Annotated in this window: 14 protein-coding genes; 6 read left to right on the top strand and 8 right to left on the bottom strand. The window is 63.0% G+C overall.

All coding sequences use genetic code 11. The annotated features are described in order from the left end of the window. The first annotated feature begins 124 nt into the window (after positions 1 to 124). Positions 125 to 1,036, top strand: coding sequence for a lipase family alpha/beta hydrolase (locus tag ACTG27_RS18195; RefSeq protein WP_439980540.1), 912 nt, complete (start codon positions 125 to 127; stop codon positions 1,034 to 1,036). Next, positions 1,033 to 1,782, top strand: a complete 750-nt coding sequence (locus ACTG27_RS18190) for a lipase secretion chaperone (RefSeq protein WP_439980121.1) — start codon at positions 1,033 to 1,035, stop codon at positions 1,780 to 1,782. The genes ACTG27_RS18195 and ACTG27_RS18190 overlap by 4 nt, the downstream gene beginning before the upstream one ends. Before the next feature lie 36 nt (positions 1,783 to 1,818). On the opposite strand, the gene ACTG27_RS18185 is transcribed toward ACTG27_RS18190, so the two are convergent. From ACTG27_RS18185 to sgrR, 4 genes are all read right to left on the bottom strand, one after another. Further along, positions 1,819 to 2,520, bottom strand: coding sequence for a hypothetical protein (locus tag ACTG27_RS18185; RefSeq protein WP_042081272.1), 702 nt, complete (start codon positions 2,518 to 2,520; stop codon positions 1,819 to 1,821). 44 nt (positions 2,521 to 2,564) lie between these two features. Beyond that, positions 2,565 to 2,960, bottom strand: a complete 396-nt coding sequence (locus ACTG27_RS18180; protein ID WP_005336457.1) for an acyl-CoA thioesterase — start codon at positions 2,958 to 2,960, stop codon at positions 2,565 to 2,567. A gap of 265 nt (positions 2,961 to 3,225) precedes the next feature. Next, positions 3,226 to 5,403: a catalase/peroxidase HPI gene (katG, locus tag ACTG27_RS18175; RefSeq protein ID WP_439980120.1), complete on the bottom strand. Its 2,178-nt coding sequence runs from the start codon at positions 5,401 to 5,403 to the stop codon at positions 3,226 to 3,228. Between the two features lie 145 nt (positions 5,404 to 5,548). Continuing rightward, on the bottom strand, positions 5,549 to 7,252 hold the full coding sequence (sgrR, locus tag ACTG27_RS18170; RefSeq protein WP_439980539.1) for an HTH-type transcriptional regulator SgrR: 1,704 nt from the start codon (positions 7,250 to 7,252) through the stop codon (positions 5,549 to 5,551). A 100-nt stretch (positions 7,253 to 7,352) separates the two neighbouring features. Between sgrR and ACTG27_RS18165 the strand changes: the two genes are divergently transcribed. From ACTG27_RS18165 to ACTG27_RS18155, 3 genes are all read left to right on the top strand, one after another. Beyond that, the gene (locus ACTG27_RS18165) at positions 7,353 to 7,529 is read left to right on the top strand and encodes a hypothetical protein (protein WP_101323416.1); all 177 of its coding nucleotides are present in this window, start codon (positions 7,353 to 7,355) and stop codon (positions 7,527 to 7,529) included. A 150-nt stretch (positions 7,530 to 7,679) separates the two neighbouring features. Continuing rightward, the gene (locus ACTG27_RS18160) at positions 7,680 to 8,948 is read left to right on the top strand and encodes an O-acetylhomoserine aminocarboxypropyltransferase/cysteine synthase family protein (protein ID WP_042013457.1); all 1,269 of its coding nucleotides are present in this window, start codon (positions 7,680 to 7,682) and stop codon (positions 8,946 to 8,948) included. Positions 8,949 to 9,054: 106 nt separating this feature from the next. Further along, positions 9,055 to 9,681: a glutathione S-transferase family protein gene (locus ACTG27_RS18155; RefSeq protein ID WP_139477795.1), complete on the top strand. Its 627-nt coding sequence runs from the start codon at positions 9,055 to 9,057 to the stop codon at positions 9,679 to 9,681. A 66-nt stretch (positions 9,682 to 9,747) separates the two neighbouring features. Here the strand turns inward: ACTG27_RS18155 and ACTG27_RS18150 are convergent, their stop codons facing one another. Next, positions 9,748 to 10,647, bottom strand: a complete 900-nt coding sequence (locus tag ACTG27_RS18150; protein WP_439980118.1) for a DMT family transporter — start codon at positions 10,645 to 10,647, stop codon at positions 9,748 to 9,750. A gap of 135 nt (positions 10,648 to 10,782) precedes the next feature. After that, a complete protein-coding gene (locus ACTG27_RS18145) occupies positions 10,783 to 11,223 on the bottom strand; it encodes a DUF2214 family protein (RefSeq protein WP_005355246.1) in 441 nt (146 codons plus the stop codon). Positions 11,224 to 11,306: 83 nt separating this feature from the next. Between ACTG27_RS18145 and ACTG27_RS18140 the strand changes: the two genes are divergently transcribed. After that, the gene (locus ACTG27_RS18140) at positions 11,307 to 12,941 is read left to right on the top strand and encodes a sensor domain-containing diguanylate cyclase (RefSeq protein WP_439980116.1); all 1,635 of its coding nucleotides are present in this window, start codon (positions 11,307 to 11,309) and stop codon (positions 12,939 to 12,941) included. 114 nt (positions 12,942 to 13,055) lie between these two features. On the opposite strand, the gene ACTG27_RS18135 is transcribed toward ACTG27_RS18140, so the two are convergent. Then, entirely contained in the window at positions 13,056 to 13,709 is a 654-nt protein-coding gene (locus tag ACTG27_RS18135; RefSeq protein WP_439980114.1) for an HAD family hydrolase, read from the bottom strand. A 39-nt stretch (positions 13,710 to 13,748) separates the two neighbouring features. Next, entirely contained in the window at positions 13,749 to 14,756 is a 1,008-nt protein-coding gene (locus ACTG27_RS18130) for an ABC transporter ATP-binding protein (RefSeq protein WP_421319611.1), read from the bottom strand. Positions 14,757 to 14,758: the final 2 nt, after the last annotated feature.

Below are 14,758 nucleotides of genomic sequence, written 5' to 3'. Positions count from 1 at the left end.
CCTTTTGAATCCTGAGTTGCGATCCCCCTCACAGCCCGTTTTTCAATCAGCCACCATACTGGCACCGGCGAACATGGAGTACGCCACACAATCTGTTCCTCACGAATCAACAAGGATGCTGATGATGAAGAGATGGCTTCTGGTGCTGCTCTGCACCCTGCCCATGCTGGCACACGCCAGCGGATACACCCAGACCCGCTACCCCATAGTGCTGGTGCACGGCCTGTTCGGCTTCGACAAGTTACTCGGGGTCGATTACTTCTACGGCATTCCCCAGGCCCTGAGCCGGGATGGTGCCAAGGTCTACGTGGCCCAAGTGTCGGCCACCGCCAGTTCGGAGCAACGGGGCGAGCAGCTGCTCGCCCAGATTGAGCTGCTGCTGGCAACCACCGGCGCCGAGAAGGTCAACCTGATCGGCCACTCCCACGGCGGCCCCACCATCCGCTATGTCGCCTCGGTCGCCCCCGAGCTGGTCGCCTCCGCCACCAGCGTCGGCGGGGTCAACTATGGCTCCGAGATTGCCGATCTGGTGCGGGCCAATGCCGCCCCCGGCAGCGCCGCCGAGAAGCTGGCGGCCGCCGCAGCCCACGCCCTCTCCGGCATGATTTCACTGCTCTCGGGCGGGAGCCAGCTACCGCAAGATCCGGTCGCCGCCCTCGATGCCCTCACCAGCAAGGGGGCCAGCCAGTTCAATCAGCGCTACCCGGAGGGGCTGCCCAGCCGCTATTGCGGTGAGGGGCCGATGCAGGCCAGCAACGGCGTCTACTACTTCTCCTGGAGCGGACGAGGCAATCTGACCAATCTGCTGGATCCGGTGGATCCTGCGCTGGCGCTGACCGGCGCCTTCTTCAAAGAGCCCAATGACGGACTGGTCGGGGTCTGCAGCAGCCACCTCGGCAAGGTGATCGGCACCAGCTACCGGATGAACCATCTGGACGAAGTGAACCAGTCCTTCGGCATCCACCATCTGTTCGAGACCGATCCGGTCACCCTCTATCGCCAGCATGCCAACCGTCTCAAGGAGCTGGGACTATGAAGATAGCCACCCTGCTCGTCGTGCCCAGTGCCATCACCCTGCTGCTTGGCGGGGTGTTGCTCTGGCCCACGGCTCCGACGGCAGACTCATCCCCCGCTCAAGCCAGCCAGCATGCACAGAGCCACCCGCACGATCCCGAGCAGGAGGCCGCCGATGCCCTGCAGGCGCGCTATCGCACCTTTGTCTCCGCCCAGAGCAGCCTGACGGTGCCCACCGAGATCTCCCTCGCCAGCCTGCAGATCCTGTTTGACGAGCGGGAGCAGCTGCGCCAGCAGAGCTTTACCCCGGCCGAGCAGGCCCAGCTGTTTGCCGAGGATCGGCTGATGGAGCAGCTGACCCTGCGCCGCAGGGCGCTGGCAGAGGCAAGAGACAGCGACAAGTCGCAGCTGGCCAGCGAGCTGGATCTCTGGCTGGCGGAGCAACCGGGCTGGTTTCGCGAGGCGGAGGCCAACAGCCATCTGCTTGAGGAGTTGCAAGGGCTGGCGCAGATGGACCCGGCCAAACGGGAGGCTCTGCTGCTGGAGACGGGGGGGCCGGAAGCGGTGGATCGGATGCGCCAACTGGAGCAGAACCGGCAAGGGTTCGAGGAGCAGCTCAGCGGCTTTCTGGCCGAGCTCAGGCAACTGCCGAACGAAGCCCGGGCCGAACAGCAGCAGGAGCTGCTGGCCCGCTGGTTCGATCCAGGACAGTGGCGCCGGGTCGAGGCGCTCACCCGGCTCAAACTGGGGGAGCCACACACCGAATGAGAAGGGGGCCCGTGATGGGCCCCCTTGCTATTGCGCTTATTGCGGCTTGTTGGCCCCCGGCAGCGGCTGCCAGGTGAGGCGGGTTACCTGAGTGCCCTGCACCTCGCACTTGAGGCTCAGCTCCTGCCACCCCTTCTCCTGACGCAGGGAGACCTCCCCCTCGATCCCCTGCTCGCCAATCTTCAGCTTATCCTGCTCGAATATCACCTTGTCGCCGTGGGCGAGATCCATCAGCTTGCCGTTGCAGAGCCAGTGAGCGAGATCCGCTCCCTTCAGCTTGACGCCACCCTTGGCCGCCTTCTGTTCGGCCGCGCTCACCACAAACAGCTTGCTCAGCTCGGCGGCTCGCTTGGTGAGCCACTCCTGACGCTGCTGCATGCTCATCTTGCTGACGAACTCGGCGGGCTGACCCTTCTCGTCCAGCCATTGGGTCAGCTTGCCGCTGTCGTCAAAGGCGAACTGGGCGGCGGGCTCTTTGACCCCGAACAGCTTGCCGCCCTTGAAGTAGTAGCGGCTCTCCCCTTCCAGCTTGCCCAGCTCGTTCATGATGGGCACGGCGATGATAACGGGGGCGCCATCGATCCAGGCCTTGATATCGACGCCGTCATGGCTGAATTGACGGGTATCGAGGGCGCTCTCGGCCCCCTTCTCCATCAGGGTAAACTGCTCGGCGAGAGAAGCGGCCAGAGAAGGAAGGGAGCAGAATCCCAGGGTCAGCGCGATCGCTGTGTTGCGCATTGAGTTGTACATAACACTCCTGTGATGGGCCATCCGGCCCGTGGTTAACTCTCTGTCAGCCAGGCCCGCAGCCCTTCCCGGTGAGCATCACTCAGGGGCAGGGATTGGCGGGCCCGGTAGTCAAAATGGATCAGGGTCGTTTCGGCGGTGACGGCCAGTTCGCCGCCCTGCCAGGCCTCCTGCCAGACCGTAAAGGAGCTGGTGCCAATGCGGCGCACGCCGGTCTTGATGGTGACCGGCTGGCCGTAGAACAGCTCCCGTTTGAACTGCACCGTATAGCCCGCGATGATCAGATGCCAGTTATGCACATCCAGATCGGGAGAGAAGATCCGGAACAGGGGATCCCGCGCCGATTCGAACCAGACCGCCGGCACCGTATTGTTGATATGGCCGAGGGCATCCGTCTCTTGAAAGCGGGGTTGGATCTGCATTTCCAGCATGAGTTGACTCCTTGTCTCTTTGTTCTGTCCTTGTCCTGTTGATTGGACATCAGTGGCCAATGGGGTGACAGCCGGGCATCACCAGCGGATCAGCATGTTACATGATACTGCTGGCCCAAGCACAGGGATGCCAGCGCCCCTGCGCGACCGGCCAGCGGGTGTCGCAGCGCAACGGATTGTAGGGCTGCACAGAAAAGCGGGCAGTAAAAAGCCCCGCACATCTTGGGTGTGCGGGGCTGGTGCAGATAACCAAACGGCTCGGGGACTAGCCCAACAGATCGAAGCGATCCGCATTCATCACCTTGTTCCAGGCGGTGATGAAGTCACAGACAAACTTCTCCTTGTTGTCATCCTGGGCATAGACCTCGGCATAGGCGCGCAACACCGAGTTGGAGCCGAACACCAGATCCACCCGGGTGGCCGTCCATTTCAGGGCGCCGCTGCGGCGATCGCGGATCTCGTAGAGATTGCTCGCTTTCGGCAGCCACTGGTAGCCCATGTCGGTCAGGTTGACGAAGAAGTCGTTGCTGAGCACCCCGACCCGATCGGTAAAGACCCCGTGCCCGGTACCGCCGTGGTTGGTGCCGAGCACCCGCATCCCGCCGACCAGCGCCGTCATCTCGCTGGCGGTGAGCCCCATCAGCTGGGCGCGATCCAGCAGCAGCTCCTCCGCCGTCACCACATAGTCCTGCTTGAGCCAGTTGCGGAAGCCATCGGCCAGCGGCTCCAACACCTCGAACGAGGCCACATCGGTCTGGGCCTGAGTGGCGTCCCCCCGGCCCGGCGCAAACGGCACGCTCACCGTCACTCCGGCAGCCTGGGCTGCCTGCTCGATGGCGAGGTTGCCCCCCAGCACGATGAGATCCGCGACGCTGACGCCACACTCGGCCGCCAGCTTGTCATAGACCGCCAGCACCTTCGCCAACTTCGCCGGTTCGTTGCCCGGCCAATCCTTCTGCGGCGTCAGCCGGATGCGGGCACCGTTGGCTCCGCCCCGCTTGTCGGAGCCACGGAAGGTACGGGCACTGTCCCAGGCGGTAGTGACCCGCTCGCTGATGGAGAGGCCACTGGCGGCGATCCTGGCCTTCACCGCCGCCACGTCATAATCGGCACGTCCGGCTGGCACCGGATCCTGCCAGATCAGATCTTCTGTCGGCACATAGGGGCCGACATAGCGGCTCTTCGGCCCCATATCCCTGTGGGTCAGCTTGAACCAGGCGCGGGCAAAGGCGTCGGAGAAGGCCGCCGGATCATCGCGGAAACGCTCGGCAATCTTGCGATACTCGGGGTCGAATTTGAGCGCCATATCGGCATCCGTCATCATGGGTTTGCAGCGGATCGACGGGTCCTCCACATCCACCGGCATATCCTCTTCGGCGATATTGATCGGTTGCCACTGATGGGCCCCCGCCGGAGATTTTTGCAACCACCAGTCGTACTTGAACAGCAGCTCGAAGTAGCCGTTGTCCCATTGGGTCGGGTGGGTGGTCCAGGCCCCTTCGATGCCGCTGGTCACAGTGTTGCGGCCGATACCGCGGCTGTGGTGATTGATCCAACCCAGTCCCTGCTCCTCGAGGCTGGCCCCTTCCGGCTCGGGGCCAAGCTGTTTGGCGTCGCCGTTGCCGTGAGCCTTGCCGACAGTGTGGCCACCAGCGGTCAACGCCACCGTCTCTTCATCATCCATCGCCATGCGGGCGAAGGTAACTCGCATATCCTGCGCGGTTTTCAGGGGATCGGGCTGGCCATCCACCCCTTCCGGGTTGACGTAGATAAGCCCCATCATCACCGCCGCCAACGGGTTTTCCAGATCCCGCTCGCCGGAGTAACGACCACCCGGCTTGCCGCTGGGCGCCAGCCATTCCTTCTCCGATCCCCAGTAGATATCCTTCTCCGGGTGCCAGATATCCTCGCGGCCAAAGGCGAAGCCGAAGGTCTTGAGCCCCATGGACTCATAGGCCACGGTGCCCGCCAGAATGATCAGGTCGGCCCAACTGATCTTGTTGCCGTACTTCTTCTTGATGGGCCACAGCAGGCGACGGGCCTTGTCGAGGTTGGCGTTGTCCGGCCAGGAGTTGAGGGGGGCGAAACGCTGGTTGCCACTGCCGCCACCGCCGCGGCCATCGGCGATGCGGTAAGTCCCGGCTGAGTGCCAGGCCATGCGGATCATCAGGCCGCCGTAGTGGCCCCAGTCGGCGGGCCACCACTCCTGACTGTCGGTCATCAGGGCGGTCACATCCTGCTTGAGGGCCGCCATATCGAGCCCCTTCAAGGCTTCCCGATAGTTGAAACCGGCCCCCAGCGGATTGGTCTTGGTATCGTGTTGGTGAAGAATGTCGAGGTTGAGGCTCTTCGGCCACCACTCCATTCTGGACGTCTCGACGGAGGTGGTTCCCCCGTGCATGACCGGGCATTTTCCTGCGGAACTGTCTGAATTGTTGCTCATCGTTTTCCTCATTTGCTCTGCTGTCCATAACCTGAAACAGCATGGCACAGAGGCGTGACACAAACTGTGCAGCAGCGGCCGATTTACGGATCTTGCACGCAAGCGGCCACGGAGCGCCCATCGGCCGCGACAGAAATTGGACGAGCTATGGCGCCTCTGCGGGCTGATGGGTCGGCTCGGGCCGCAGCCAGGCGCTGCGAAAATCGAACCAGCCGAGCGCTGTCATCCGCACCCCGTGCACGCCGACCCGGCTCTCCAGCTCCAGCCAGTGGTGAAACAGCGGCACAAACCAGCTCTGCTGCTGCACAGTTGCCAGCAGGGCGCGAGGGCCAGGCTCCTCACCGCTGGCCCGCCACTGCATCAACCCTTGCCACAACTCATGCTGACAGCTCCACACCTTGCGCAGCAACGGGGTGCCCTGCAACCAGGCGTAGGGGGCAAAGGGGCCGGCATGTTCGAGGTTGAGGGTGCCGAGCCAGAGATCCACATCCTCATCCTCGCCGCTCACCCAGCGACCGTAGTCGAGGGTGCGCACCTCCAGCCGGATCCCCTGTTCGGCCAGCAGGCTGCTCATGGCGTTGGCGCACTCGTTGAATTCCAGATGCTGGTTGAAGCAGGCGAGCACCAGTCTCCCCGGCAACTGCGCAGGTGTGGGCAAGGGCGTGGGCAGCTCTTCGCGCCAGTGGGGCAGCAGGCCGAGGGCGCTGGTCCAGCCCCGTTGCAACTCGGGGGCGACCCGCCCCATCAGAGCCACCGGATTGAGCAACTGGCCGAGCCACTGGCGCAGGGAGGGATCCTGCAAGGATCCGGAGCGATCGTCCTGCAGCAGGAAGTAGCAGCCCGACTCCAGCTCCGATTCGCCGCGCATGGTGCCGAGCTCGGGGCTGTCGCGTCCCAGCTGCAGGTGGGTCTCCAGTCGCTCCGCCAGTTCAGGCAGCATCCAGATATCGATCTCGTCGAGCAGGGCGCGCAGGCCGAAGTAGTCGTCAAACGCCGCAAGGCAAAGATGCAGGGGATCGTTGGCAGCGACCCGGTAAGGGCCGGTGCCCACAGGTTGCAGGGCAAAGCCCGCCTCCCCCTTGAGCTCTCGCGGCAAAATGGTCGCCACCGGCTCCGCCAGCAGGTGGGGCAGCCAGGGATCCGGGCTGTCGAGATAGAGATCCATGGTTCGCGGCCAGGGGCTCTCCAGCCGAGTCAGATGGGAAAACAGCGGCCGATCCCGCAGGGCCAGCAGGCTCTCCATTACATCTTCCACCACCAGCTCGCGGCCATGGTGAAAACGCACCGCCGGGCGCAGGTAGAAGCGCCAGTGGCAAGGGCCCAGACACTCCCAGTGGTGGGCCAGATCCCCTTCGATTTCCCCATTTTCCTCATTTCGCCGGGTGAGGCCGTTGAAGATCTGGCGGCTCAGGTGAATTTCGGAGCGGCGCATCGGGCCGGTGGGCAGCAACTGCGGCAGCGGCCGGTAGTAGGGCACCCGCAGGATCTGGCGCCCCTCGCGGGTGGCCTGACCGAGCTGTTCGAGCAGCAGCGGAGTGAGCAGATCGAGGCGATCTTCGGCCAGCCGCACCGCCTGCGCCAGCTGGCCCTGACTGAGCAGATCCCGCAAGCGGCGCCGGGTCAGGCTCTCCTGACTGTCGAGCAAGGTGAGCCGGGAGCGCCGCCCCCGCCCCGCTTCCGCCGACCAGCTGAGCCAGCCCTGATCCTGCATCCGCCGCAGCAGCAGGCGAGCGTTGCGCGGGGTGCAGCAGAGCAGATCCGCCACCTCGGCGAGACTGATCTCCCGCTCGTCGCTGCCAAGCAGCTGGGCGAGTCGTTGAAATTGCTGATAGAGGCGACCGGTCGGCATAAAAGAGGAAATCCCGTTGCTGTAAGTCATCAGTTTTTACTTCCGCATTTTAGCTCAATACTGCTGATGAACGTGAGAACCACAGTAGAGGAGCACCATCATGAGCCACGCCAACCCCCTCAAACCTAACCGGATCCAGCAGACCTTGCGCCGTTACTTCAAGCGGATCCTGCCGCGCCCGCTGGCGCTCATCGAGGATCCCATGCAGCAGCTCAACCGCCTGATGCAGTGGGATATGAACCAGATCGATGACAAGGAGTATCGCCGTCGCCTCTGAGTGCGGGCCATGCCAGCCACTCGGGACGCGCATCCCCTGCGGGCGACATTGCTTTGCCGGATCTTGCTGTTTACATCGGCCACGGGCCTGATAGATTGGACGTCTATCCATCTATAACTGCGACAAGCAACATCCAACAAGGAGTGTGTGATGAAAGATGCGACCCTGGCTCTGCACCATGGCTTTTCCAGCGACCCCACCACCAAGGCGGTCGCCGTGCCCATCTACCAGACGGTGGCCTACGAGTTCGAGAGCGCCCAGCACGGGGCGGATCTGTTCAATCTGGCGGTGCCGGGCAACATCTACACCCGCATCATGAACCCCACCAACGATGTGCTGGAGCAGCGGATGGCCGCGCTGGAAGGAGGGATTGCCGCGCTGGTGGTCTCGGCAGGTTCCGCCGCTATCACCTACGCCATTCAGGCGCTGACCGCCGCCGGTGACAACATTGTCTCCACCCCTCAGCTCTATGGCGGCACCTACACCTTGTTCGCCCACATGCTGCCGAGTTTCGGGGTCGAGGTGCGTTTCGCCAAGGATGACAGCGCCGAAGCCATCGCCGCCCTCATCGACGACAAGACCAAGGCGGTCTACTGCGAGAGCATCGGCAACCCGGCGGGCAACATCGTCGATCTGGCCGCACTGGCCAAGGCAGCCCATGCCCGCGGCGTGCCGCTTATCGTCGACAACACGGTCGCCACGCCGGTCTTGTGCAAGCCCATCGAACACGGTGCCGACATCGTGGTCCACAGCCTGACCAAATATGTCGGCGGCCACGGCAACTCGCTGGGCGGCGTGGTGGTCGACTCGGGCAAGTTCCCCTGGGCGGATCACGCCGAGCGCTTCCCCCAGCTGACCAAACCAGAGCCCTCCTACCACGGGGTGGTCTATACCGAGGCCTTTGGTCCGGCTGCCTTTATCGGGCGGGTACGCACCGTGCCACTGCGCAATACCGGCGCGGCGCTGGCGCCGATGAACGCCTTCCTGCTGCTGCAGGGGTTGGAGACCCTCAGCCTGCGCATGGAGCGCCACGTCGATAACGCCCTGCGGGTTGCCAACCACCTCAAGCATCACCCCAAGGTGGCCTGGGTAAGCTACGCCGGTCTGCCGGGCCACCCGCACTATTTGCTGGCGGAGAAGTACATGGCCGGTCGCCCCTCGGCCATCCTCTCGTTCGGTCTGAAGGATGGCTACGAGGCGGGCGTGCGCTTCTACGATGCGCTCAAGATCTTCAAGCGACTGGTCAATATCGGTGACGCCAAGTCGCTGGCCTGCCACCCGGCCTCCACCACCCATCGCCAGTTGAGCGAGGAGGAGCAGGCCAAGGCTGGCGTGAAACCGGAGATGATCCGGCTGTCGGTAGGGATCGAGGCGATCGAGGACATACTGGCGGATCTGGATCAGGCGCTGGAGGCCTGAGTCAGTCAACGAGGGAGCGGGCATCAAGCCCGCTCTTTTTTCACTGCCGGTGAACCGCCCCCTCGTCCGTTCGTATACCCCACCCTGCCACCGAATCGAGGTCGTTATGATAGTCCTGCACCACCTGAACAAATCCCGCTCCCAACGCATCATCTGGCTGCTCGAAGAGCTGGGCATGCCCTATGAGATCAAGGCGTATCAGCGCGATGCCACCACCTTTCTGGCACCGCCCGAGCTGAAAGCCATTCACCCTCTCGGCAAGTCGCCGGTCATCGAGTTCGACGGCCGGGTGCTGGCGGAATCGGGGGCCATCACCGAGTACCTGATCGCCCGCTATGCTGCCGATCGGCTGGCACCGGCACCAGATAGCCCCGACTATCCCGAATACCTGCAGTGGCTCCACTTTGCCGAGAGCTCCGGCATCCTGCCGCTGCTGCTCGACATGTTCGTGCGCAAGGATGGCAGCCCGATGCGCTTCCTGCCGGACTACGCCAAGGCGGAGTGTGCCAAGGTGCTGGGCTACCTCAATGAGGTACTGGCGAATCGCCACTATCTGGTGGGGGATCGCCTCTCCGGCGCCGACATCATGAACTCCTTCCTGGTGGATCTGCTGGCGCAAAGTGGTCAGCTGGCCCACTTCCCGCACCTGCAAGCCTACTGGCAGCGCCTCAATACCCATCCGGCCCGTCAGAAGGCCATGGAGCTGGAGCGCGAGCTGGATCAGCGCCCCTGATCCGAATCGCCATCATGCAAAACGCCCCGACTGTCGGGGCGTTTTTGTTATGCAGCGGGCTGCGGTTTACTTGGTCGCAGGCACCTTGTCCCGGCGCGACTTCCACCACCACCTCAAGCGGATCTGGGAGATCAGCATCCCCGCCAGCATCAGGGCACAACCGGCGATAGCGCGCTCGTCCAGCGTCTCACCCAACAGCAACACGCCACCCACGGCGGCAAAGACGGTCTCCAGACTGAGGATGATGGCGGCGTGGGCCGGATGAGCGCCCCGCTGCCCCACCACCTGCAGGGTATAACCGACCCCGACCGACACCAGCCCGGCATAGAGCAGCGCCTGCCAACCGGCCACGGCACCGCTAACAGTCGGGGTTTCGATAACAAAAGCAGTGGCAAGGCTGAGCAGGCCGCAGACTATGAACTGCACCCCGGCGAGCTTGATGGGAGCAACCCGGTTGGAGTAGTGATCCACCAGCAGCAGATGCACAGCCCAGAACAGGGCACCAACTACCTGCAACAGATCGCCAAAGCCGATGGTGAACTCGTCGGTGACGCTCAACACATAGAGACCGGCCAGTGCGATGATGGCGCCGATCCAGGTATTGATACCACTCTTGTGGCGCAGCAGCAGCCCCAGTACCGGCACCAGAATGATGTAGAGCCCGGTGATGAAACCGGCCTTGGCGGCAGTGGTATAAAGCAGCCCCACCTGCTGCAGGGAGGCGGCACAGAACAGCACCAACCCGGCCAGCACACCACCGATCAGCAGCTGGCGATGGTCGCCCGCGACGGCAACAGGTTGTCGGGATTTGAGCCACCAGAGCAGCGGCAGCAGGGAGAGGGCGCCGAGCAGAAAGCGCAGGCCATTGAAGGTATAGGGCCCCATGTGATCCATCCCGAGGCGCTGGGCGACAAAGCCCATACCCCAGATGGTGGCAGCCATCAGCAACATCAGATTGGAGCGCATGGCGATTTCCTTAAATCGGCGCGTGACGGGTTATCCGATCCAAGATACCCGCCTCCCTATCCTCTTGTCTCCACTCTTTGTCTTCGTTCTCGCTCTCCACGCTCTGCATCGCACTGCTTTTGAGCACAGCGAGTGTTACAGCAGCGAAGGCTTGGTGAACACGGCCAACAGGGCAATCAGTAGCAGATTGCCACGCAGGATCCACACCACCCGGAAGTGCTGCTGGATGGAGATCATCGGCGCCTTGCCCAGACGCAGGGCGCGACGCCAGCGATAGAAGAGGCGGCTGGGATAAACGAGGGAGCCGACAATCAGCAGAAACAGCCCCATCTTGAGGCCGTGGGCAGGATGGGCAAAGATCTCTGCCACCGAGCTGGCATGCTCGAGGGCCAGCAGACACCCGGTGGCAAAGATGGAGAAGAGCGCCAGCGCCGCCACCCCATCTGCCAGCAGCAGGCGGCGCACTCGCAGCATGTTCAGGCCGCGCCTAAATATCAGATACTCGACACAGAGGGCAAGGATCAGTACCGCTATGCTGCCATAATGAATCATTGAGAGCAGAGTGTGGTTCAACATCGGAAACATCTCATTTTCTGCCTTTAGACGAGCCGCACAGCATCATATATGCTGGTGCCACCCGAGACGAAAAGGATCTGTTCATGTCCCCCGCCAAGCCCAAGAACACTTGGTCTTTGATCACCCGCATGCGGCTGGGCCTCCTCTTGCTCTTTATCCCTGTGTTGCTGCTCGGCAGCATCTACTACCTGCATATGGAGCGCACCCTGCGCCACGAGCAGCAACAGAACCTGATTGCTCGCAACACCCAGTATTTCCATACCCTGATCGAACCCTATCTGGCGACCCTCAAACGCCAGTTTACGCTCATTTATCAGCAGGTAAATTATCAGGATTTCAGCGGCCCGGAGATCCTTAACGGCGAGCGCTACCTGCAACAGTGGCAGGCCTATCACAAGGTGATGGAGCTCGATTACGTCTACGTGGGCACCGAGCATCGCAAGATGCTGATCCACCCCTCCTGGCAGGCCGACGAGAAGTTCGATCCCAGAACCCGCCCCTGGTATCTGCTGGCATCCAGCCATCCCGGACAGATTGTCTGGACTGATCCTTATTACGACTACACCTTGGGCACCCTCACCATGGCGCTGGCCCGGGTGATTGAAGATCCTGACGGCAAGCGGGTTGGCGTACTCTCGCTGGATACCCAGCTCACCCCCCTCGCCAGCTGGCTCAACAGTCGGCATGATCAGAGTCACCATTTGGGCAATGGCTATCAGATCCTGCTCAACCATGACGGGCTGGTGCTGGCCCATCCGGATCGCGAACGGGTATTCAAACCCCTCGCCCACCCCGACTGGCTGGCCCGGATGCAACTGCCGCAGGGCTTTTTCCTCGATGATGCCAGCGGCCTGATGGTCTCCTACTACCGTATCCCCGAGCAGCGCTGGATCCTGCTCAGCGTCGAGCCGACTGCCAGCATGCAGCAGGTGATCGACAGCGTCTCCATCAACGTGCAGCTGATGATTGCCGTCGCCTGCATCCTCTATCTGCTGCTGGCCCTGCTCTGGTCCCGCTACTTCCGCCGGATGCTGGGGGAGATCACCCTGCTGATCCGCGCCAGCCGCTCCGGCGGTATCGCCTACAACGGCCGCCGCATGCTGGAGCTGGCCAAGGTCTATGAAGAGATGGATGCCGCCAGCCAGGACTTTGCCCAGATCCGCCTGCAAGCCCATCAGGACAAGCTCACCGGGCTCTACAACCGTCGCTTCTTCGACGAGTGCCTGCAAAAGCAGCTCAACAGTGGCGCCCCCTTCGGGGTGGTGATGTTCGATCTGGATGATTTCAAACGGGTCAACGATACCCACGGCCATCAGGCGGGGGATGTGGTGCTCAAGCGGGTGAGCAAGCTGGGCATGAATCTGTTCCACGAGTGGGGCTGGTTCTGCCGCTATGGCGGCGAGGAGCTGGTGCTGATCTTCCGTTACGGCGAAGAGCAGCCGATGCTCCCCTCCCTGCTGGAAGCTTTCCGGCTCGGGGTGGAACAGCTGGAGTGGCGCGAACCCGATCTCACCATCACCATCAGCGGCGGGGTGGCTTTCAGCCGCTCCGGGCTCTCGGCCAAAGAGCTGGTGGAGCTGGCCGACAAGGGGGTCTATCAGGCCAAGCGGGAGGGGAAAAACCGTATCTGCTTCCCGCTGCGCCACGCCCCTCACCAGAGTGCCGAGGAGGGCGTTCCCGCCTTTGGCGAGCCCCGACAACAAACCAACGAGGAGTAGCCACAGCGGCCAGCCTCAACCACAACGCTGTCCGCAAAAACAAAGAGAGAGGCACCAGCCTCTCTCTTTGTTTTTCATGCTTCTGTCACACGTTAAGCCTGTGTGGCGCGCGACTCAGCGCTGCCACTCCCACACCGGCCAGCCCAGCTCCTCGGCTTGCTGGCGCAGCGCGGGGGCAGGATTGACCGCATGGGGATGGCTCACCGCCCGCAGCATGGGCAGATCGTTGTGGGAGTCGCTGTAGCCAAAGCTACCCTGCCAGAGGTGGTCCCTGCCGGCAAACAGCTGGTTGATGCGGGCCACCTTGCCTTCGCGAAAACTGAGAGTGCCGCGGGTCTGGCCGGTCAGCATCCCCTCCTCCTCATCGAGCAGGATGGCGACGCAGTGATCCATCCCCAGCATCTTCGCCATGGGGGCGACCAGATGCTCGCCGGAGGCGGAGATGAGCACCAGATCGTCGCCCCGCTCCCGATGCCATTCGATACGTGCCAACCCCTCGGGGTAGAGGCGCTCGCGCAGCACCTGCTCGGCAAAGCGGGTAGAGAGCGAGTCGAGCCACTGGCGCGTCTTGCCCGCCAGCGGTTGCAGGGTGAAGGCCATGTACTGGTGCATATCCATCTTGCCTTGATGGTAGAGGGACATCATCCCCTGCTCCTCGGCGATCATACTGGCGGGGGCCAGCTCCTCGGCCACCATGTACTCCAGCCAGAGGCTGGCGGAATCCCCGGCAATCAGGGTCTCGTCCAGATCAAACAGTGCCAGTGCCATGGGCGCTCCTCGCAGTAAAAATGGAAATGAAATGCCGCCTCATGCTACCTCACAGAGCTGATCCCGGGCCACCACCAGGGTCACGGCGCGCCCCACCGGCAGCAGCTCGCGGGCCGAGCGGTTGAGGCAATCCACCATCAGCACGCCTGCCTCACAGGTTACCTGATAGCGGATCACGTTGCCGAGCAGCTGTTGCCCGCTGATCACCCCCGGCAGGTGAGGTTCATCGCTGTGAGCGCCGGCCGGCAGCAGGGAGAGGGACTCGGGTCGCAGCGCCAGCTTGCCCTGAAAACGGGGGCCAAACAGCGACTTGCCTTGCTCTGCGCCAAGCAGGTTGTAGTTGCCGATAAAGCTCGCTACAAACTCGCTGGCGGGACGGGTGTAGATCTCCTCCGGCGTACCACTCTGGACGATGGATCCCTTGTTCATCAGGAAGATCCTGTCCGACATGGTCAGCGCCTCCTCCTGATCGTGGGTCACGAAGATGGTAGTGAGCTCAAGGCGCTGCTGGATCTCACGGATCTGCTGGCGCAGGCTGCGACGGATACGGGCATCCAGCGCCGAGAGCGGCTCGTCCAGCAGCAGGATCCGCGGCTGCACCACCAGAGCCCGGGCCAGCGCCACCCGCTGGCGCTGACCGCCGGAGAGCTCGGCCGGATAGCGGCGCTCGAAACCGGTCAGCTCCACCAGCTCAAGCGCCTCCTGCACGCTGGCGGCGAGATCCCGTCCCGGCTGGGGTTTCATCTTGAGGCCGAAGGCAACGTTGTCCCACACCGTCATGTTGGGGAAGAGCGCATAGCTCTGGAACACCATGCCGATGCCGCGCTTCTGGGGCTCCTGCCAGGTGATATCTTCACCGGCCACCCGCACCTGACCGCCATCCACCGGAGTGAGCCCGGCCAGCGCCCGCAGCAGGGTCGATTTGCCGCAGCCGGAGGGGCCGAGCAGGGTCACCAGCTCCCCCTTGCGGATACCGAATTCAATCCCCTCGAACACCTTGGTGTCGCCGTAGGATTTGTGCAGTTGATTCACTTCTAGATGGAACATGT

Source organism: Aeromonas sp. 97A (assembly GCF_051919185.1).
Taxonomy (GTDB): domain Bacteria; phylum Pseudomonadota; class Gammaproteobacteria; order Enterobacterales; family Aeromonadaceae; genus Aeromonas; species Aeromonas veronii.
Note: the sequence above shows the minus strand (reverse complement) of the source record. Positions and strands in the feature narration are given on the sequence as shown.

Coding starts and splice junctions, on each gene's coding strand:
- ACTG27_RS18140 (WP_439980116.1), top strand. CDS start 11,307: ATGTCCCCCGCCAAGCCCAAGAACACTTGGTCTTTGATCACCCGCATG.
- ACTG27_RS18160 (WP_042013457.1), top strand. CDS start 7,680: ATGAAAGATGCGACCCTGGCTCTGCACCATGGCTTTTCCAGCGACCCC.
- ACTG27_RS18185 (WP_042081272.1), bottom strand. CDS start 2,520: ATGCGCAACACAGCGATCGCGCTGACCCTGGGATTCTGCTCCCTTCCT.
- ACTG27_RS18155 (WP_139477795.1), top strand. CDS start 9,055: ATGATAGTCCTGCACCACCTGAACAAATCCCGCTCCCAACGCATCATC.
- katG (WP_439980120.1), bottom strand. CDS start 5,403: ATGAGCAACAATTCAGACAGTTCCGCAGGAAAATGCCCGGTCATGCAC.
- ACTG27_RS18135 (WP_439980114.1), bottom strand. CDS start 13,709: ATGGCACTGGCACTGTTTGATCTGGACGAGACCCTGATTGCCGGGGAT.
- ACTG27_RS18130 (WP_421319611.1), bottom strand. CDS start 14,756: ATGTTCCATCTAGAAGTGAATCAACTGCACAAATCCTACGGCGACACC.
- ACTG27_RS18190 (WP_439980121.1), top strand. CDS start 1,033: ATGAAGATAGCCACCCTGCTCGTCGTGCCCAGTGCCATCACCCTGCTG.
- ACTG27_RS18195 (WP_439980540.1), top strand. CDS start 125: ATGAAGAGATGGCTTCTGGTGCTGCTCTGCACCCTGCCCATGCTGGCA.
- sgrR (WP_439980539.1), bottom strand. CDS start 7,252: ATGCCGACCGGTCGCCTCTATCAGCAATTTCAACGACTCGCCCAGCTG.
- ACTG27_RS18145 (WP_005355246.1), bottom strand. CDS start 11,223: ATGTTGAACCACACTCTGCTCTCAATGATTCATTATGGCAGCATAGCG.
- ACTG27_RS18150 (WP_439980118.1), bottom strand. CDS start 10,647: ATGCGCTCCAATCTGATGTTGCTGATGGCTGCCACCATCTGGGGTATG.
- ACTG27_RS18180 (WP_005336457.1), bottom strand. CDS start 2,960: ATGCTGGAAATGCAGATCCAACCCCGCTTTCAAGAGACGGATGCCCTC.
- ACTG27_RS18165 (WP_101323416.1), top strand. CDS start 7,353: ATGAGCCACGCCAACCCCCTCAAACCTAACCGGATCCAGCAGACCTTG.